Here is a 19369-nt window from a genome sequence, read left to right as displayed (position 1 = left end):
TGCTATTTTGCCTACTAAGTTCCAGCTTAGCCAATCTAGTTGCTAAATTATCGCTTTTTAAGCTGAATATCACCTTAGCGAGGCATTTTTACCGAGATAGATCTGGCCTCAGGTTACAACAACTTATAGAATCTGCATTAACATATAAGTACGACCTTTGTATTGCGATCGTTTCATTTTGTCCCGAGGATTATCACTTGTCTCAGCTACCAGTCATCGTGGGTTTCGGCGGCATCAGCCCAGCCGGAAGAAGTTCCTTTCACCATGGCTATCGTCGCCTGATTCTCGACAAACTGAACGACACGACGCGAAATGAGACGCTACTCGACCTCGCCACGCTGATGGGGCTTGCCAGTTTCAAAGATAATAGTTACCTCGACCAGAAAGGCAATCCTACGCCGGTCAGTGAGCTACTCGAAATGATTACGCCGCAGGTGTGCAACAGCACCCTGATTCGACGTATCGAGAAAGAGTGTTTTGATGTCCACAGCGTCACCTTTAACAAGCCTGCGACGATCAACTCAGCAGAACCGATCAGTTTTACCCTGCGCAAGCGCCAACTGCCGCAGAACATCCCTGCCAACTGGTCAATCAAGCCATTATCCGCGACTCAGATTGAAGTAACCCTACAGGGTGACCTTGAGGTTATTTTCCCGGATTTTAAAGAAGCCCTGGTGCAATCGGCCGGACAACTGCCCAGTGGCTTTCAGCCGGGTAAGCTGTATCAGTCACGCAACCATCCGCGCAATATACAGATGACCGTATTTGGCGCCTCTGACGCACTTAACTCAGCGGGAATTCCGTGGGATACCATTGCGGCGGCGGTCAGCCCTGACCAGATCGGCGTCTACGCCAGCAACTCTATCGGTCAGCTTGATGACCTTGGCTTTGGCGGGCTGACCAAATACCCCTCCATCGGCAAGCGTACCACTTCAAAGCAGATGCCCCTGGGTTATGCGCAGATGCCGGCTGACTTTGTAAACGCCTATATTCTTGGCAGCGTTGGCGTCACCGGCGGTTCACTGGGAGCTTGCGCTACCTTCCTTTACAACCTGCGCAATGCCGTTAACGATATCCGCTCAGGACGCCGTAAGGTCGTACTCGTGGGCGGTAGTGATGCACCGGTGACGCAGGAAGTAATTGAGGGTTTCCGCTCGATGGGAGCGCTTGCAGAGGATAAAGACCTGCTGGCACTGGATAAACTGACCGAGCTGAGCGCCGATGATTATCGTAAAGCCTGTCGACCCTTTGGTAACAACTGCGGCTTTACTATTGCTGAGTCTTCGCAGTTTACCCTGCTGATGAGCGATGATCTGGCCCTGCAACTGGGTGCCGATATATACGGCGCAGTGCCGGAAGTATTCGTCAACGCTGACGGCCATAAAAAATCAATCTCAGCGCCGGGCATCGGTAACTATATTACCCTGGGCAAAGCCGCGGCGCTGGTCAATAATATGCTCGGGCAGGAGTCTTTACAGCAGCGCAGTTTCGTTCAGGCCCACGGCACCAGCACCCCGCAAAACCGGGTGACAGAGTCCCATGTTATCAATGAAACGGCCAAAGCATTTGGTATTCAGAACTGGACCGTCGCAGCCTTGAAATGTTTCATCGGCCACTCGCAGGGAACCGCTGGCGGCGATCAGATGAACCTGTCACTGGGCGTTTGGCAATATGGTTATATCCCAGGCATCACCACCACACCGGAATTTGCCACTGACATTCACAACAGCAACCTCAACCTGAGTAACCAGCATATTGAAGTTGGGACAGCGGGGATAGACTCGGTTATTCTCAACTCAAAAGGGTTTGGCGGTAACAACGCCAGCGCCGTTGTATTAGCCCCTCACATTACCCAACAGATGCTGCTGAAGCGTCATGGGCAGGACGTGATCAACCGTTACCAGGATAAGCTTGTTGCTACCCGGGAAGCGGCCGCCGCTTATGATCAGAACAGTATCAAAGGCCTGACCCGACCGATCTACCTGTATGACCATAATGTTCTGACCGGTGAAGACCTTGAAATCAGCAACCGGGAGATCCGGCTGCCGGGTTACAGCCAGCCTGTCAGCCTGGATATAGGCAACCCGTTCGAGGATATGAACTAAGCATCACCACGCCGACAATAACAGACTCCGTCGTTACACGCGGTGGTGTTAAAGAACGTTATTAAGACTTAAACAGATCAATATCAGGAAATATCATGCTCAGAGTGATCACTGCAACACTAATGACCCTGGCCCTGACCGGATGCATGGACAGCATCACCAAACTGTCTGAACCGGCGGATGTCAGTTACTACACGGTGGATCTGAAAAACTTCAGTTATTGCCAGGGTAACAGATCGACCTGCCGTGACCTCAGCTCAATTGTCAGTAGCACCCAGTATGCCGGGCCGATAGAACAGGCATACGGCTACAAGATCAGTGGCCCTAACTACCGTGGCAGCCTATTACGGATGATACTCAATCCTGAAGGCGCGCCCTACACCGCTGAGAAGGCCAGTGACAATGGTCGTTTCTACCGCGTGCCCGCTAACGCATATACCGATACAGTCTGGCAAACGCTGGAGAATATCAATGATGCCCTCTATAACGGCAAGATTATCATGGACTGAGCTGTCGCTGTCCCGACAACCTCTGTTAATGGCTGCTGCCTTATCCGGGCAATAGCCGCTGCGACGTTAGCCACCCGCTCCGGGTAGTTCACCTGCCCCTGATAACCGAGTAACGGCATATCAGGGCTGTCAGTCTCCAATACAAAGCTCTCCAGCGGCAACTCTGCCACCAGTTTTCTCAGTTTTGTCGCCCGGTCATAGGTAACAGAACCGCCGATACCCAACCGGAATCCCAGTTTCAAGTATTCCTTTGCCTGCTGCTCGCTTCCGGAAAAGGCATGCACCACTCCTGCTCGTTCCAGCTTTATCTGGCGTAACTGTTTCAGCATCAGATCATGAGCTTTACGAACATGCAACAACACCGGCTTCTGATAGGTTTTTGCCAGTTCAAGCTGAGGCCTCAGCACAGCCAGCTGAGCATCGAGATCCACTTCGGTGATAAACAGATCCAAACCTATCTCTCCCACAGCTACCAGTTCAGAACGGTGTTGTAACTCCCGCTCCAGCCTAAGCAAACTGTTTTCCAGATCGGGATGATCGAAACAGGGGTGCAGTCCCAGCGCAGGATAAAGGTCGGAATGCTCAGCACAGAGAGTCAGTAAGCGACTCCAGTGAAGTTCAGATACACCGGGCACGACAAAGCCCGTCACGCCATTTTTCCGGGCACGATTCAAAACATTGTCGATGTCATCTGCCAGCTGAGGAAAGTCCAGATGGCAGTGGGTATCAATAAGCTGCATAGAATATAAGTTGCCTGAAGTGGCTAGTGGCTCGTGAAAGCTTAAGAATGTTCTGTAAAAGTATCAAGTTTAAAAATCAGAGTACCTTTTATAAGAACTCCTTTCTGGTCACTCATAAAAAAACGCGCCAGTGGCGCGTTTTCATGTCTAGTGTTCGCGGGTAGCGCGGAAGCGCATATCCGGCCAGCGCTCTTCAGTGAGGCTGAGATTAACCCGGGTGGGTGCCAGATAGGTCAACAGACCACCGCCATCGAGTGCCAGGTTATCACCGCCTTTACGACGGAACTCCTCCAGCTTGCGGTGATCGGTGCACTCAACCCAGCGAGCCGTTGCGATGGTGACCGGCTCATACATGCATTCAACTTTGTACTCATCTTTAAGACGGTATACCACCACCTCAAACTGCAACTGTCCCACCGCACCCAGAATCAGATCGTTTTTATTGATCGGTTGGAACAACTGCACCGCCCCCTCTTCTGACAGCTGCTGCAAGCCTTTTTGCAGCTGTTTCATCTTCAGCGGGTCTTTCGGCCGCACCCGGCGGAACATCTCCGGGGCAAAGTGGGGAATACCGGTAAACTTCAGATCTTCGCCTTCGGTAAAGGTATCACCAATCTGAATGGTGCCATGATTGTGCAGACCGATAATATCGCCGGACCAGGCCTCTTCAACGTTGGAGCGATCACCCGCCAGAAAGGTCACGGCATCAGCGATCTTCACATCCTTTTTAATACGCACATGACGCATCTTCATGCCCCGGGTATAACTTCCGGAGCAGACCCGCATAAAGGCGATCCGGTCACGGTGTTTCGGGTCCATATTGGCCTGAATTTTAAACACGAAACCGGAAAAAGCCTCTTCATCTGCATCGACTGTACGACTAATCGTTTCACGGGCTATCGGTGATGGCGCGAATTCAACAAAACCATCCAGCATCTCCCGCACACCGAAGTTCGACAATGCGGTACCAAAATACACCGGCGTCAGACGACCCGCCAGATATTCATCCTGATCATATTCATGGCTGGCACCACGTACCAGGTCGATCTCCTCAAGGAAATCTTCATAGAGATTTCCGAGCAGCGCTTTTGCCTCATCGCTCTCCAGTCCCTGCACCTGGATATCATCGGGAATAATGCTGCCCTGTCCCGGTGTAAACACATGGATAGTGTCGGTATAGAGGTTATACACGCCGCGGAAGTCCTTACCCATGCCAATCGGCCAGGTGATCGGGGCGGCGGCAATCTTCAGCACCTCTTCGATCTCATCGAGCAAATCAACCGGGTCACGAATATCCCGGTCCATTTTGTTCACAAAGGAGAGAATCGGTGTATCCCGCAGACGACAAACTTCCATCAGTTTAATCGTCCGGTCCTCAACACCCTTCGCCCCATCCACCACCATCAGCGCCGAGTCTACGGCCGTCAGTGTACGGTAGGTATCCTCGGAGAAATCTTCGTGTCCCGGCGTATCCAGCAGGTTAACAATGCGTCCCTTGTGGGGAAACTGCATCACCGAAGAGGTAACCGAGATACCCCGCTCCTGCTCCATGCTCATCCAGTCTGAAGTTGCATGACGATCCGATTTTTTACCCTTAACCGTACCCGCTTTCTGAATCAGGTTTCCGAACAACAGCAGCTTTTCAGTAATGGTCGTTTTACCCGCATCCGGGTGGGAGATAATAGCAAAAGTACGACGAATCGATACTTCCTTTGAGATACTAGACATAGAGATCCGGTTGTTTTGGAAACTGCCCTGCACACCAATCGGCAGAAGCCAGAAAATATAATTGGGCGCTATTTTCGCTGATATGCCTCAAATCCACAACTGAAAGCTATTGACTGACCCATCTATTCTGACAGACTAGCTCTTACTGCTAAGGAAAGCAGAGGACAAATGATGATATGGACTATCACTCCGACAACCGCTCGCCCTCTCCTCCTTTTGCTCAACAACCCTGTTCGCGCCCTTGAGTAGCAGATAACGATACTCCGTCGATTTAAGCTTTCACCAAAGTCTGATCATGGAAGACTAAGCCGACTTTAATCAACCAAGGACTCAACAGATGAACCAACCTGCCATAATCGCGGAAGAGACCCGTCCTATCAACCGCAGTGCTGAGCAACATACCCTCCTGAGCCACGATAACAGCGAACTGTTTTACCGCTATTGGCCCGCTATACAACCAACAGATACGCAACGAGCGATTGTGATGTTTCATCGGGGTCACGAACATGGCGGGCGAATGAGTCATCTGGTGGATGAACTGCAGCTGCCTGATACCGCCTTCTTTGCCTGGGATGCACGGGGGCTGGGTCAGTCTTCCGGCGCACGGGGCCATGCCGAAAGCTTTGCCACTCTGGTGCAGGATATCGACTGTTTTATTCGCCATATCACCAAGGCCCACGGCTTTAAAACCGATCAGATCATCGTGTTAGGCCAGAGTGTCGGTGCCGTCATGCTGACAACCTGGGTGCATGACTACGCCCCTGATATTCGCGGGATGATACTGGCGGCACCCGCATTTGATATTAAACTCTATGTCCCCTTCGCCCGACAGATGATTGCAATGCGCCAAAAAGTCGGCGGTATTTTCACAGTTAACTCCTATGTCAAAGCGAGTCAGCTGACCCATGATCCTGACAGAATTCACAGCTACAATGCAGACCCTCTGATTACCCGTCCCATCGCCTCCAACCTGTTGCTGGATCTTTATGCCGCAGGTGAACGGTCTGTTAAAGACGCCCACGCTATCAACACACCAACCCTGACACTGGTATCTGGCAGTGACTGGGTAGTCAGAAAACAGCCTCAGTATGAATTTGCGGCACGCTTGGGTAGCAGCAACAAACGGCTGATAGAGCTACCCGGCTTTTTCCATGACACGCTGGGCGAACTCAACCGGGAGCAAGCTCTGACAGAGATACGCCAATTTACCAGCGAACTTTTTGACACGCCCCGACATCAGCCCGACCTGAGACAATCAGATCAGCAGGGTCAGGGTTATCAGCACTATAAAAGTCTGGCCACAGCAGAAACGGGGCTGAAGCGAACCTATTGGCAGCTGTTGCAGAAAATGGTCGGTCTGGGCGCACGGTTATCAGAGGGGTATCGGTTAGGTAAAGAGACCGGCTTTGATTCCGGCAGCACCCTCGATTATGTCTATCGCAACCAGCCACAGGGGAAAAACTGGCTGGGCAGGCAGATCGACCGGGTATATCTCAATAGCATTGGCTGGCGTGGCATCCGGCAACGCAAACTTCACCTGGAACAGTTGATTAGTCAGGCCATCGATCAGCTACAGGCGAACCAGCAACCCGTCCGTATCGTTGATATTGCTGCGGGCCATGGCCGTTATATTCTGGATGCTATCGCTCCCCGTAAAGATGAGATCGATAGCATTCTGCTGCGGGACTTCAGCGATATTAACGTGACCGCAGGCAGCCAGGCGCTGGCTGAGCGAGGCTTTGACAGATTCGGCACGTTCCAGCAAGGGGATGCGTTCGATCAGGCGTCGGTAGCCGCAGTACAGCCAGAACCGACCCTGGCCATAGTTTCCGGACTATATGAACTGTTCAGCGATAACAGCCTGCTGCAGTCATCCCTTGCCGGGCTGGCCGACGCGGTGAAACCCGGCGGTTATCTGATCTACACCAACCAGCCCTGGCATCCGCAGCAGGAGCTGATCGCGCGGGTGTTGAACAGCCACCAAAGCAATAAGCCCTGGGTGATGCGTTGTCGTTCGCAGGCAGAGATGGACCAGTTGGTTGCCGATGCAGGTTTTGAAAAATGTACTCAGCTGATCGACCAGTGGGGTATTTTCAGCGTCTCAATTGCCCAGCGACGCTAAGCGGAAGCAGCGATGAATACTGAATCCGTCATGCTCGGTGATCAACCGCCACGCCCCTGGCTCAGAGCGTTAATCTGGCTGGCCTTTCTCGGGCCAGCATTTTTTATCAGCTACGGTTTTGCCAATACGTTTACGGCGGGCCGCAGCGATGTTGGGCAGTATGTCTTTGCCTGGGAGACACAGATCCCCTTCTGGGACTGGACTATCATTCCCTATATGTCCATCGACCTGTTGTATGGCATCTCACTGTTTCTCTGCACCAGCAAAGCCGAGCTTGACCGCCATGCACTGCGCTTGCTAACCGCTACCGCTGTTTCCGTTATCTGTTTTCTGCTGTTTCCGCTGGAGTTCACCTTTGTCCGTCCACCCACCGATGGACTCTATGGTGAATTATTTAATCTGCTAACCGGCTTCGATAAGCCCTACAATCAGGCACCCTCTCTGCATATCAGCTTACTGGTACTAATCTGGTACACCTTCAGCCAACACCTCAGGGGCTTACTGCCGCGCTTGTTAATGCATAGCTGGATGCTGTTAATCGGCATCTCAGTACTGACCACCTGGCAACACCACGTCATTGATGTGATTGGGGGACTTATCGTTGCGCTAGTGGTGATGTACCTGATTCCCCCGGTTGCTCATCACTGGCGCTGGACAGCACAGCGGAAGAGCAAACTGGCCGGCTATTATTGTTTCGCCACCCTGATTCTGAGCCTCAGCGCTATTTTTATCGGCAGTTGGGGCTGGTTATTGTTGTGGCCAGCCACGGCAACAGCCCTGATGGCGCTGGCCTATTGGGGCTTAGGCATCTCGGTTTTTCAATATGATAATCAAAAGATGTCGCTGCCGGCATTGATACTATTGACCCCCTACCTGCTCGGCGCCCATCTCAGCGCCCGGTTGCTCAGCAGACACCGACAGGGGTGTGTAAAAGTCACCGACGGAGTCTGGTTGAGTAAAGTACCCGGCAGGGAGGAATTACAAACCAGCGGCGCCAGTTTACACCTGAACCTAACCGCCGAGATGCGGCCGCTGAGCTATCGTTGCAACCATACATACCGCATACCGATGATCGACCTGGCGATCCCCGATGAGGCAACACTGTGGACAGCGATTCAGACACTCAATTGCCTGGTTGAGAAAAAGAAAACGGTGCTGGTGCATTGCGCACTGGGATTATCACGCAGTGCACTGGTGGTGGCTGGCTGGCTGCTATACAGCCATAAAGCCTGCTCAGTCGGGCAGGCTGTGGACATGATCACTCAGGTCAGGCCCGACTGCATCCTCCACGAAGATCATCGGGCACTACTCCATAAGATCAGCAGGCCGACAATGGAGATCGATAATGATCACTAACCAATCCCCAACCGCAACGGTGCTGGCCGAAAAACCTGAGGAGGTGAAAGCAGAGGTGCTGCTGGCGGCCCTGTCATCCACACATGCGCTTGGTTTTATCTCTGCGGTGCTGGCAGGCATATGTGGCCTGTTGATTATTTTCGGCGGCTCGCTTCTGGTCAGGTTGATCGCTTTCGCCGGTATATTCATTGCGCTGCTGCAAAGTTATTACTTCTGGCGAGTCTCTCTTGATAGAAAACTAATGCCAGTCTTACTCAAACATGGTGCGCAATCCTTTGATCAGGGACTCCGGTTCCTGTTTCCGGCGAAAGCCGATTCACTGACAACCGTCACAATGAGTGACCGCCTACAGGGCATCAGAAAACTATTCTTTCGGCAGTGCTGGCTGGCTATAGTACAATCGCTGCTGACCCTACTCAGTCTGGTTCTGTGCTTAATCAGCGCCGCTTGTTAAAAGGATTTATTCATGCCCAGTGTTTATCAGCTTAAAAGTGCGTTCTCCGATATTCTCCGCCCGATCACGCAACGCCTGGCAGCCGCTGGCATTAGCGCGAATCAGGTCACTATTGCGGCACTGGCAGGTTCCGTTGCGCTGGCAGTCGCACTCTATTTTGGTTCGCCGCTACTGAATCTATCACCACTCATCTGGCTGTCGGTGCCGGTATGGATGTTTATCCGCATGGCGCTGAATAATATCGACGGCATGCTCGCCCGCGAACATGATATGTCGACCCCGAAAGGGGCCATTCTCAATGAGATGGGCGATGTTGTGTCCGACAGCGCCCTGTTTCTGGCGTTTACCGCGCTGCCGGGCATCAACATTCCGCTGCTGGTTATCCTGACACTGCTCGCGGTAATGAGCGAGATGATCGGCGTTGTTGCTGTGCAGATCGGTGCCAGCCGCCGCTATGACGGCCCCTCCGGTAAGAGTGACCGGGCACTGTTTTTTGGTCTGCTGGGGTTTCTCTATGCCCTGGGCGTTAACCCGGGAATATGGAGTAGCGCGGTGTTACTGCTGATTATCGTTTTGCTGGCGGTCACCATTATTAACCGCGCCAAATCAGCCCTGCGTGAGGTTTCAGACAAAGCGGCCACCGGGTCCGATTAAAGAGCCTCATCAACCGAATCAGATGCCGACAGCGTCAGGCAATAGCCGGATAACTGTTTGAAGGACGCTGTCGCCGAGTTCATAAATCCGGCGGCACTCTCCCGGTCAGTCAGATTTTCACCGATCACCACGTCACAGTTAAAGGGCACCAGCAGCGCTTCACCTTTGGGCAGCGCCCGGCCAAGACCATGCAACATAGTTGGCACGACAGGAATGTCTGCGCGTTCTTTAATGAGATAATAAACACCTTTCTTCAGACGACTCAGCTGTTCCGGCTTACCCCGACTGCCTTCCGGAAACAGCACCAGAATCTCTCCATTCGCCAACGCCCGGGTGCAGCCACTGAACAACACCTCGCGGTCGGCACCACCACTGCGATCCAGCGGTATAATACCGAAACATTTCAGGGCGACCCAGGCCAGAAAACCACCATTACCGAGAAAATAATCGGCTGCGGCCACCGGACGTACTTTATGGATCATCGACAATGGAAACAGGCTAAGTAACACCAGCGTATCCAGATGGCTGTTATGGTTAGCGATCACAATAGCGGGGCCGCTATCCGGCAGGTTATTCCTGCCGCGGACATTCAACCCCAGCAACAACAGCACCACCGGTTTTACCAGCAGAGCAAAAAACAGCACTTTAATCAGTCTATCCATGGGATTAGCTCCGCCGATCAATAGTAGCTATAAAACAGAAAATGAAAAAATAGCGGCGCTGTAAAAATCAGACTATCCATCCGATCCAGAATACCGCCATGGCCAGGAATCAGGCTACCGGTGTCTTTAATCTGCAGATCCCGCTTAACCGAAGAGATCACCACATCACCGAAGAAGCCACTGACACTGATCAGCAATCCGGCAATCAACCCCTGCCACCAGTTTAACGGCGTCAGCAACGGCGCCGTCAGCCCCCCCAGCAAGGTAATGGAAGCAACACCGCCGAGAAACCCTTCCCAGGTTTTGTTCGGGCTGACCCTGGGAATAATCTTATGCCGCCCCAGTTTTTTGCCCCAGATATACTGACAGACATCGTTGAACTGGGTCATAAACAGCAGAAACAGTACCGGGCCGATATAACCTGCGGCTTCATTCTTCACAGGCAAGACCAGCAGATAAGCGATATGACTGATACAAAAGACCGTCAGCATGGTTGCCCAGTGCAGGATACCCGCTGAGCGGATAAAGCCCCGGGTTTCACCCAGCAATACCATCCGCACCGGCAGCAGTAAGAAGATATACACCGGAATAAAGATAATAAACATGCCGTACCAGCCAATGGCCACCCAGTAGTACTGCACAGGAATTGACAGATACGCCCAGAAGATTACCCGACGATCAGTTTGTCGGGTTGGCACAATCGAAAGAAACTCTTTGAGGGCGAGAAAACTGAGGAAGCCGAAAAACACCACCGCCAGGGTCTGGTTAAACAGCAACGCAGCAAACAGAATACCGATCATCAGCCACCAGGACTGCACCCGCTGTCGCAGCTCGGTGTAATCTTTATCAGGATGCTGCCGCTCAATGCGGGAACTGATCAGGCTGCCGCTGATCAGCAGAATAATCACCAACAGGATCAGATAAAACGAGTTAATCGGAACGCCAAACATAATGATGCAATATCCCTTTGAACAAAATCAGTTACCCGCAACCGACTGATATTTATGAAAATATAGCGCTTGTGGCGGAGCCGCGAAGCCTTATCAAAACGATGTCATCTACTGTTCAAAGCACTTCGAACACACTCAGGTTAAACAGCAGAAAGTAAAACCACACCGAAGAGCATAGATTGTGACAGGCAGCGCTAATAACAGCAATTGTTATAGCTCAGCCAAACGCGCAAATCCCTATCCACCCGCTATTCCCGGAAAAATCGCAAGCTTCTGACCCCAACGCATTTCACTACGGATAAGCAACTAAGAGCTCAAAGCACCGCCCACAAACATAATGAGAATTATTTAATTTTGTATTTGAGAATCGTTTGCATTCGCATCTAAAAATAATTAGCATACAACCTCATCAGACAGGTCGGTAACAACTGCCCAAAAGCGATCCGTTAAAAGATCAGGGGCCGGCAACGATTTACTGGATATTTTTTAAACAATGAGGTTACGTTTTGGCTACTACAATCACTCCTGCAGAACAGAGTTCAACTGCAACGGTTCCGACAGAGGTTGCACAACCCACATTCTCTGCAACTGAGTTGTCTGAGCCGAAGGATGCTCCCTCTGATGAGCAACTAACCGACTTCCCCGACTTTGCCTCTGATCTGTCTGATGATACCCAGACGCTGCTGACGCCCGACCTCCGGTCTAATCTGTCTGAAACAGGTAACTCAGATATAACTAATCATTTTTTCGACCTTCCGCTGGCGGATAGCATCGACCAGATTCAATCGTTACTGGATATTGGCGGACCGGTTGTCTGGATTCTCGCGGGCATGTCCATCTTTTCCCTGAGCATCATCCTGATAAAACTGTGGCAGTTTGCTCTGCACAGAGCGGAGAGCACCAACGATGTTGAACAGGCGCTGCACTACTGGAGCCTGGGTCAGGCGGACAAAGCTTCCAATGCTTTGATAGCCACACGCCCAGTATCCGCGCTGGTGTCTATGGCGATGACTGGCATCCGCCAAAAACAAGACCCGGACCTGTTGCAAAAAGAGTTAAGCCGCAAAGCAACCCATCAGCTAAATCAGTTTCGTTCATTACTTCGCCCGTTAGAGGTCATTGCCAACTTAAGTCCGTTACTGGGGCTGATGGGGACGGTTTTAGGGATGATAAGTGCCTTCCAGCAGATGGAAGCGGCGGGCAGTCAGGTTGACCCGGCGGTGCTCTCCGGGGGGATCTGGCAAGCACTGTTAACCACCGCCGTTGGTCTGGCCGTGGCGATCCCGGTTGTTGCCGCATTTAACGCGCTGGACAGAAAAGTAGAGCGCATCGCCAGTTTGATGAACGATGCCGTCACCCAGGTGTTCACCCAGCAAACCCGGAGCAGCGTTTCAACCCTTAAAGATACGTCCGTCGAAGATGCGCCCAGCGCAGGTATGACCGGCAAAGATAAAACCGTCCGGGAAAGTGAGGCCGTTCATGCTGCCTGATCTTAGCCGGGTACAGCGCAGACAAGCGATCAGTCTGACGCCGCTGATTGATGTGGTGTTTATCCTGCTGCTGTTTTTTATGCTCTCGTCCAGCTTTATAAAACTCAAACAGATCAACCTGCCAGCCGCCACCCAGGCTGCAGAATCATCCGATGATGTGCTGCTGATCACCCTGCACGCAGGAGGGACGGCATTCAGCGCCGCCGGGCAACGCTACGACCTGTCAGACCGGTCTGCTTTGACCGACCTAATCATGCGCAATCCGCACACCATCTTTGCCCTCGATGTGGAACCGCAGGTGTCCACTCAGTCAATGCTGACACTGCTGGATAACTTCAAACGAGCCGGCGCCCTTAACGTGTCCCTGACAGGAGTGATGCCCTGATGCTGACCACTGACGTCGTCAAACGACGGCCACAAAATGATGACAACATGATCCCGCTTATCAACGTTGTCTTTCTGATGCTGATTTTCTTCATGATTGCGGGCCAGGTTCAGCCATCAGATGCAGTCCCAATAGAGCTTCCGGGGTCTGTTATAGCGCCTAATCTGGACGATAGCGGCTCAGTTGAACTGCTGGTTAGCGCCACCGGAACACTGTTTATCGATGGCAGGCAGCTCAGCATCAATGAACTTAGCCAAAGCCTGAGCAGCAAAGTTGATCAGACTAAGGACGCCAATAGTTTCAGGGTCCATATCAAAGCGGATGCCAGCCTGGAGGCGCAGACACTGCAGGAGATCCTGCGCAACATTAAAGCAGCAGGCTTAACCCATGTCTCACTGATCACCCGGAAGCAGGAAGGATGAAAAGCGGAATAATCTTACTGCGTCACCGCTGCGTTGCGATTATCGCTGCGATTCTACTTCACCTTAGCGCCATCCTGTTGATGACCCACCTCACACTGGGCGGCGCCCGGGCACAGGGCGAACAGGGGATCGAGATTGATCTGGGGATGCTCGGCGATCTGGGCACAGCGGCATCAACTACGGCTGAATCGGCCCAGGCTGCATCAACCGCTGAGAACAACGAACCGGAACAGCAGCCAGCGGTTAGCGAGCCACTCGATACCACGCCAGAGCCGACACCGGTCAGCCCACCAGCCGAGATGAAACAGCGCGCTGAACTGACAGTAAAGAAGGAAAAAGTATCGACACCCACGGAGATTCAGCAAGTTCCGCTCACTAAAGACCGGTTACCTGAAACCCGCTTAGCTAAAGCACAGAGCGACCTGACAGAAACATCGATGGATAACGACATTACTCATGCTGACGCGGGCCAGGAAATATCCACAGGCAGCGCCAATGCACTTACGTCCGGTGGGCATGCAGGCCCCAATCTGACCTATTACTCACTCATCGCAGCTGAGCTGGCGAAGTATAAACGTTATCCCAAATCATCCCGTAACGCGGGAGAGGAAGGTACCGTCATCCTCACCTTCACAGTACTCAGTAGCGGACTGATCAGGGATGCCCGGATAAAGCAGAGCTCAGGCTACACAAAACTCGACCGATCGGTGAAAAAGATGCTGAAAGATGCTTCACCCCTACCCGCATTTCCCGCCGATCTGACGCAGTCGATGCTCACTATCAGTATTCCGATCGTTTTCAAACTAAATCAATAAGAGATTGATTTATAAACACATAAGGAGCAGTAAGTGTCCAATTTATACCGTCCAAACACTCTACGTACAAAACCCAGAAGCAGTCTGTCGTCAGGTACTGTCGCGAGCTCTCTGGCACTGGCGATATCCTCAACCTTTATTGCGAATGTAAACGCGGAAGAGGTCAGACTTGATTCGCTGGTGGTTGAAGATAATGCGATTCAGCCCGACAGTAATCCCTATGCTCAGCCCGGCGCGGCCTATAAGGCCAAAAAACTATCCGGCAGTAAACACAGCCGCGATATTGCTGAAACACCGGCTACCATGACGGTGTTGACCAAAGAGGCGATTGAAGATTCGGGTAAAACCGAGCTGAAAGACATTCTCAGTGCACAACCCGGTATCACCCTGGGAACCGGCGAAGGCGGCAACTCATTTGGTGACCGCTATATCATCCGTGGTTATGAAGCTCGCAGCGATATTTTTACCGACGGCTTGCGCGAGCCGGGGCTGATTTCGCGGGATACATTTGCGCTGGAACAGGTTGAAATTAGTAAAGGCCCCAGCTCAACGTTTGCCGGGCGCGGCTCGACCGGTGGCTCAGTCAACAGTGTGACTAAAAAGGCCAGTCTGGAGGATGATTTCACTGAACTGACCGGCGGTCTCGGCACTGACGACTATCAACGCTACACCCTGGACACCAACAAAGTCGTCAGTGATGACCTCGCGGTGCGCTTTAACGTCCTCTACAGTGAGGCAGGCATTCCCGCACGGGATCCGGCCGACGAACAGCGACAGGGGGCGCTGCTGTCCGGAGTTTATCAGGCGAGCGAAGATCTGAAAGTTTCAGCCGATTATTACCACTACCGCGCCGATGACCGGCCCGATCTGGGTACACGGTTAGTCGATGGTAAACCTTATAGCGGGCAGGATTACCCAGGTATCAAAGGTCTGGATTTTCAGCGATCCGGCGCAGATACCCTCACCCTGACGTTCGATTACCAACTGAACAATGAGACCCGCCTGGAAAACAAAACCCGTTACGGCAAAACCAGCAACGACTATGTGACGACCACCAAGCAGGCTTCTCGTACCACTCCTGTCACCCTGAGCAACCGCACTTTTGCCGGCTGGCAGGACAATACTTACGTCGGCAACCAGACCAACCTGATCATTGATAAAGAGATCGGGGGCAAGCGCCACACCATTATCACCGGTATCGAGCTGGCTCAGGAAAAGGTCAAGGGTGCCACTGATGCGTTTCTCGCCGTCGGCAGAAGTGATGGCAATGCGTACAACATTGATTTCAGCACCAACCGTGCGACTAAGCAGCATAGCCCGACAACTGATTTAACCCTGAATACCGCTTCAGCTTACCTGATGGACACTATCACCCTGAATCAGGACTGGGAGCTGTTTGGCGGACTGCGCTATGACTACTTTGAATATGACCTGTGGCTGGCAGCGTCCAATGGTCGCGGTGGACCGGTGCCGGAAAAAACCTACCAGTATGAAGATGGCTTCCTCAATGGTCACCTTGGGGTGGTCTACTCACCCTGGGAAAATGGCAATATCTACGCCAACGTCAGCAGCTCATCGAATATCAATGGCGGTGAAGCCGACTCCGCAGGCAACTGTGGCTATGGAGGCATCTGTACCGATGCCGATGGCAACTACTCCAACGCCAAACCCGAGCAGGCAATCAATCTCGAGCTGGGCACCAAATGGAACCTGATGGATGAAAAACTACTGCTCACCGCTGCAGTGTTTCAGATTACCAAAGATGATGTCATCGAAGGGGGGAATGACTCTTATCAGTCAGGCGGCAACCTTAATACCGGTAAAAACCGGGTCGAAGGTGTAGAACTTGGATTATCCGGCAACCTTACCCCGAAACTGAGTGGCCAGTTCGGTATTGCGGTGATGGATTCGGAGACGCTGGAATCCTTTAACGCGGCGAACGTCGGTTTACCTAAAGCCAACTTCGCTGAAGAAAGCGCCAATGTGCAGCTGCGTTACCAGGCGACGCCACAATTCTCTGTGGGAGGCAATGCCACCTACTCCAGTGACATTAAAGGAGGGCAACCTGATGCTGGCAGCACTGGCAGAGTCAGTATTTCCAGCTATAGCGTCTATGACCTGTTTGCGACCTATCAATTCAGCAGCCAGCTTGAGTGGCGCGCCAACATTCAGAACCTCACGGATAAAGAGTACTACACCGCCGTCTACCGGGGAGGCAGCATCGTTTATATCGGTGATGCACGCTCGGCCAACCTGACGCTGAGCTACAAGTTCTAAACAGGAGCACTTCAAAAAATGATGGAGCGATACCTGCCACGGACGGCAACACTTTAAAGTGAGATCACGATGATTATTCCAATCGAATCGGTATTCAGCAAAGCCGAGGCCGCAGAGATTCGCAGCCACTTGTTGCAGGCTCAATGGCAGAATGGCAAAACCACTGCCGGAAGCCAGGCGGCAGATATAAAAAACAACCAGCAACTCGCGGTCGATTCCGACTTAGCACAGCAACTGGGTGACTGCATTCTCAATGCTCTGGCACAGCATCCGCTATTCATCTCTGCAGCCTTGCCCTTAAAAATATTACCGCCCATGTTCAACCGCTATGATATCGGTGAAACCTACGGTTTTCATGTGGATAACGCTATCCGCATCGCACCGGGCACCCACACCCGGATTCGCACAGACCTCTCCGCGACTATCTTCTTCAGTGAATCCGATGAATATGAAGGGGGTGAGCTGGAGATAGAAGACAATTACGGAACCCACCGGGTGAAGCTCTCCGCAGGCGATATGATTCTTTATCCCTCAACCAGCCGACATCGGGTAACCCCGGTGACAAAGGGATGCCGCCTGGCGGCTTTCTTCTGGATACAGAGCATGGTCAGAGAGCATGAACAACGCGAGATGCTCTACGATCTGGATCAATCGGTGCAGTCACTCACGATGCAGCATCACCATCAACACCCCGATGTGGTTCGCCTCACCGCCGTATATCATCGACTCATCCGTCAACTGGCGGATACCTAGAACGGCTAAACAACGCAACTAAACAAACATTTAACAACACGCATAAACAGGACTGATCGATGTCAGATAACCCCCAGGCAGCATTGTTACAGATCCCATCTGATCTGGTCTCTGTATCAGACTACCCGCGCTATGCCCGACAGCATATCCCCCACGCCATCTATGAATATATCGCCGGGGGTGGCGCTGACGAGTTAACCCTGCGCAGAAACCGCCAGGCGCTGGACCAGATTCAATTGCTGCCCCGCATGCTTAACGACTGCACCCAGGGCACAACGGCAACAACGTTCATGGGGGAAAAATTTCGTCATCCGATTCTTCTGGCGCCGGTAGCGTTTCATACGCTGGTGCACCCTCAGGGGGAGATCGCAACCGCACAGGCTGCCAGCGCCCTGGAAACCGGTATGGTTGTCAGCACCCTGTCGAGCTATAGCCTTGAAGAGATCGCAGCGCAGCTAACCTCACCAAAATGGTTTCAGCTGTACTTTCAGCAATCGCTCACATTTACCCGGGATCTGGTAAAACGTGCTGAAGCCGCCGGGTATAGTAAACTCATCGTCACCATAGATGCCTCATTGCATGGCATTCGCAACCGGGCTCAGCGGGCGGGGTTTTCGCTCCCAAAAGAGGTCGAGCCCGTCAATCTGCGCTACCGGCCACCCCTGCCCCACAAAACGCTGACGCCGGAACAGAGCATTGTCTTTCAGGGAATGATGACCGAAGCCCCCACCTGGAAAGAGATCGCCTGGTTGCAACAACAGACCGATCTGCCCATCATTCTGAAAGGGATCCTCCATCCTGAAGATGCGCTAAAAGCCAAAGAGATGGGTATCGCAGGCGTAATCGTCTCTAATCACGGCGGCCGGACGCTGGACTCAATCCCCGCCGCCATAGAACTGCTACCCGCCATCCGCAAAGCGGTAGGACCTGATTACCCACTGATTCTGGATGGCGCCATCGAACGCGGCACCGATGTGTATAAAGCACTGGCATTGGGAGCCAACCTGGTGATGGTCGGCAGACCACAGCTCTATTCACTCGCCGTGGCAGGCGCAACCGGGGTCGCCCATATGCTGAGAATCTTACGGGAAGAACTGGAAGTCACCATGGCGATGATGGGGACAGACACCCTCGATAAAATCACCCGGCAAGGGCTATACGAAACCTGACTTAGTACTATTGATACAGACCGGACTAAACCAAGCTCATTCAGAGAACTTCCAGGGCCGGTCTTCAGGCACATATACAGCCTCTTTTTTGACACACTGATGACTGATATCCGTTGCTTCAGAAAACAGAATATCACGTCCCTGAGCTATCGTGCGGGTATACAGCGGAACGGTCCAACCGTAAAAAGCTGCCTCACAGCGCTGAGTTGTCTGCACTCCGGCGAGATCCTCTTCACGCCAGTTACACTGAAACCCGGCGATGGTTCGCACAGGCTCACTTGGGGATAATAGCGCATAAGGGATAGTGTTTTTCTCAATCAGCGGATGCATCCGCACGCGAGCGATATCGCCAACAGAGAGGTAGGTGTATATCGCGTCCGGGGTTTCCCATCGCTCTTTTCGGTATGAGCTATAGACTGTTTCACCACGACGCTTTGCGGCGCTATCCAGCATCTCGCCCGCTTCCTCATGGAAACTGGCATCGCTGCTTGCGGTAATGACCTGGCGGCCTTTCTTATCCGGTTGTTCATCAATCAACCGGGTCACCACATGATCATAGGTGATGACATACGCAGGCACCTCAGCCGGATCACAGTTTAGAGGAGCCTGAGCATAGCCAGGCGACGCACTCACCAGCAGAATTAACCCGAAGAGGAATCTAATTGTCCTGTTTTGTTCCATATTCAAATCCGTTTTATGTTCGCAAAAACAGCTAAGCTAAACCGGAGACTCGCCTGCCAGACCAATAAGATAAAGCAAAGTATCAAAGAAACCCGGC

At 52.4% G+C, this 19369-nt stretch carries 18 protein-coding genes; 13 read left to right on the top strand and 5 right to left on the bottom strand.

All coding sequences use genetic code 11. The features are described 5' to 3' along the window. Positions 1-197: 197 nt before the first annotated feature. The gene (locus Q0499_RS01525; RefSeq protein WP_299195266.1) at positions 198-2105 is read left to right on the top strand and encodes a beta-ketoacyl synthase; all 1908 of its coding nucleotides are present in this window, start codon (positions 198-200) and stop codon (positions 2103-2105) included. A gap of 95 nt (positions 2106-2200) precedes the next feature. Beyond that, positions 2201-2614, top strand: a complete 414-nt coding sequence (locus Q0499_RS01520) for a hypothetical protein (protein ID WP_299195263.1) — start codon at positions 2201-2203, stop codon at positions 2612-2614. Here Q0499_RS01520 and Q0499_RS01515 read toward each other — a convergent pair. Together Q0499_RS01515 and Q0499_RS01510 are read right to left on the bottom strand one after the other, a co-directional pair. Next, on the bottom strand, positions 2587-3354 hold the full coding sequence (locus tag Q0499_RS01515) for a TatD family hydrolase (RefSeq protein ID WP_299195260.1): 768 nt from the start codon (positions 3352-3354) through the stop codon (positions 2587-2589). The genes Q0499_RS01520 and Q0499_RS01515 overlap by 28 nt on opposite strands. Before the next feature lie 147 nt (positions 3355-3501). Beyond that, entirely contained in the window at positions 3502-5082 is a 1581-nt protein-coding gene (locus Q0499_RS01510) for a peptide chain release factor 3 (RefSeq protein ID WP_299195257.1), read from the bottom strand. Between the two features lie 337 nt (positions 5083-5419). On the opposite strand from Q0499_RS01510, the gene Q0499_RS01505 reads away from it, so the two are divergent. From Q0499_RS01505 to Q0499_RS01490, 4 genes are read left to right on the top strand one after another with little or no spacing between them, the layout of a single operon-like run. After that, entirely contained in the window at positions 5420-7204 is a 1785-nt protein-coding gene (locus Q0499_RS01505; protein ID WP_299195254.1) for a bifunctional alpha/beta hydrolase/class I SAM-dependent methyltransferase, read from the top strand. Between the two features lie 12 nt (positions 7205-7216). After that, on the top strand, positions 7217-8560 hold the full coding sequence (locus tag Q0499_RS01500) for a phosphatase PAP2/dual specificity phosphatase family protein (RefSeq protein ID WP_299195251.1): 1344 nt from the start codon (positions 7217-7219) through the stop codon (positions 8558-8560). After that, the gene (locus Q0499_RS01495; protein WP_299195248.1) at positions 8550-9014 is read left to right on the top strand and encodes a hypothetical protein; all 465 of its coding nucleotides are present in this window, start codon (positions 8550-8552) and stop codon (positions 9012-9014) included. Before Q0499_RS01500 ends, Q0499_RS01495 begins: the two co-directional genes overlap by 11 nt. Positions 9015-9026: 12 nt before the next feature. Continuing rightward, positions 9027-9668 (top strand): CDP-alcohol phosphatidyltransferase family protein, encoded by a 642-nt coding sequence (locus Q0499_RS01490; RefSeq protein WP_299195246.1) that lies wholly within the window; start codon positions 9027-9029, stop codon positions 9666-9668. Here the strand turns inward: Q0499_RS01490 and Q0499_RS01485 are convergent. Both Q0499_RS01485 and Q0499_RS01480 read right to left on the bottom strand, forming a co-directional pair. Continuing rightward, positions 9665-10330 carry a lysophospholipid acyltransferase family protein gene (locus Q0499_RS01485; protein WP_299195242.1) on the bottom strand — a complete coding sequence of 222 codons (666 nt, stop codon included), beginning with the start codon at positions 10328-10330 and terminating at the stop codon, positions 9665-9667. The two genes, Q0499_RS01490 and Q0499_RS01485, sit on opposite strands and share 4 nt — an antisense overlap. A 17-nt stretch (positions 10331-10347) precedes the next feature. Beyond that, positions 10348-11280 carry a phosphatidate cytidylyltransferase gene (locus Q0499_RS01480; protein ID WP_299195239.1) on the bottom strand — a complete coding sequence of 311 codons (933 nt, stop codon included), beginning with the start codon at positions 11278-11280 and terminating at the stop codon, positions 10348-10350. A gap of 506 nt (positions 11281-11786) precedes the next feature. On the opposite strand from Q0499_RS01480, the gene Q0499_RS01475 reads away from it, so the two are divergent. From Q0499_RS01475 to Q0499_RS01445, 7 genes are all read left to right on the top strand, one after another. Further along, on the top strand, positions 11787-12770 hold the full coding sequence (locus tag Q0499_RS01475) for a MotA/TolQ/ExbB proton channel family protein (protein WP_299195235.1): 984 nt from the start codon (positions 11787-11789) through the stop codon (positions 12768-12770). Continuing rightward, positions 12760-13155: a biopolymer transporter ExbD gene (locus Q0499_RS01470; RefSeq protein ID WP_299195232.1), complete on the top strand. Its 396-nt coding sequence runs from the start codon at positions 12760-12762 to the stop codon at positions 13153-13155. Before Q0499_RS01475 ends, Q0499_RS01470 begins: the two co-directional genes overlap by 11 nt. Then, positions 13155-13577, top strand: a complete 423-nt coding sequence (locus tag Q0499_RS01465) for a biopolymer transporter ExbD (RefSeq protein WP_299195229.1) — start codon at positions 13155-13157, stop codon at positions 13575-13577. Before Q0499_RS01470 ends, Q0499_RS01465 begins: the two co-directional genes overlap by 1 nt. Continuing rightward, positions 13574-14392 (top strand): energy transducer TonB, encoded by an 819-nt coding sequence (locus Q0499_RS01460; RefSeq protein WP_299195226.1) that lies wholly within the window; start codon positions 13574-13576, stop codon positions 14390-14392. The genes Q0499_RS01465 and Q0499_RS01460 overlap by 4 nt, the downstream gene beginning before the upstream one ends. Positions 14393-14425: 33 nt before the next feature. Next, positions 14426-16669, top strand: coding sequence for a TonB-dependent siderophore receptor (locus tag Q0499_RS01455; protein ID WP_299195223.1), 2244 nt, complete (start codon positions 14426-14428; stop codon positions 16667-16669). Between the two features lie 69 nt (positions 16670-16738). Next, the gene (locus Q0499_RS01450) at positions 16739-17422 is read left to right on the top strand and encodes a Fe2+-dependent dioxygenase (RefSeq protein WP_299195220.1); all 684 of its coding nucleotides are present in this window, start codon (positions 16739-16741) and stop codon (positions 17420-17422) included. Positions 17423-17481: 59 nt separating this feature from the next. Then, positions 17482-18591, top strand: coding sequence for an alpha-hydroxy acid oxidase (locus Q0499_RS01445; RefSeq protein ID WP_299195217.1), 1110 nt, complete (start codon positions 17482-17484; stop codon positions 18589-18591). 36 nt (positions 18592-18627) lie between these two features. On the opposite strand, the gene Q0499_RS01440 is transcribed toward Q0499_RS01445, so the two are convergent. Next, on the bottom strand, positions 18628-19272 hold the full coding sequence (locus tag Q0499_RS01440) for a hypothetical protein (protein WP_299195215.1): 645 nt from the start codon (positions 19270-19272) through the stop codon (positions 18628-18630). Between the last annotated feature and the right edge of the window lie 97 nt (positions 19273-19369).

Origin of the sequence: uncultured Amphritea sp. (genome assembly GCF_937127095.1) — a bacterium.
GTDB lineage: Bacteria > Pseudomonadota > Gammaproteobacteria > Pseudomonadales > Balneatricaceae > Amphritea.
The sequence above is the reverse complement of the archived record's forward strand: the minus strand, read 5'-3'. Positions and strand labels throughout refer to the sequence as shown.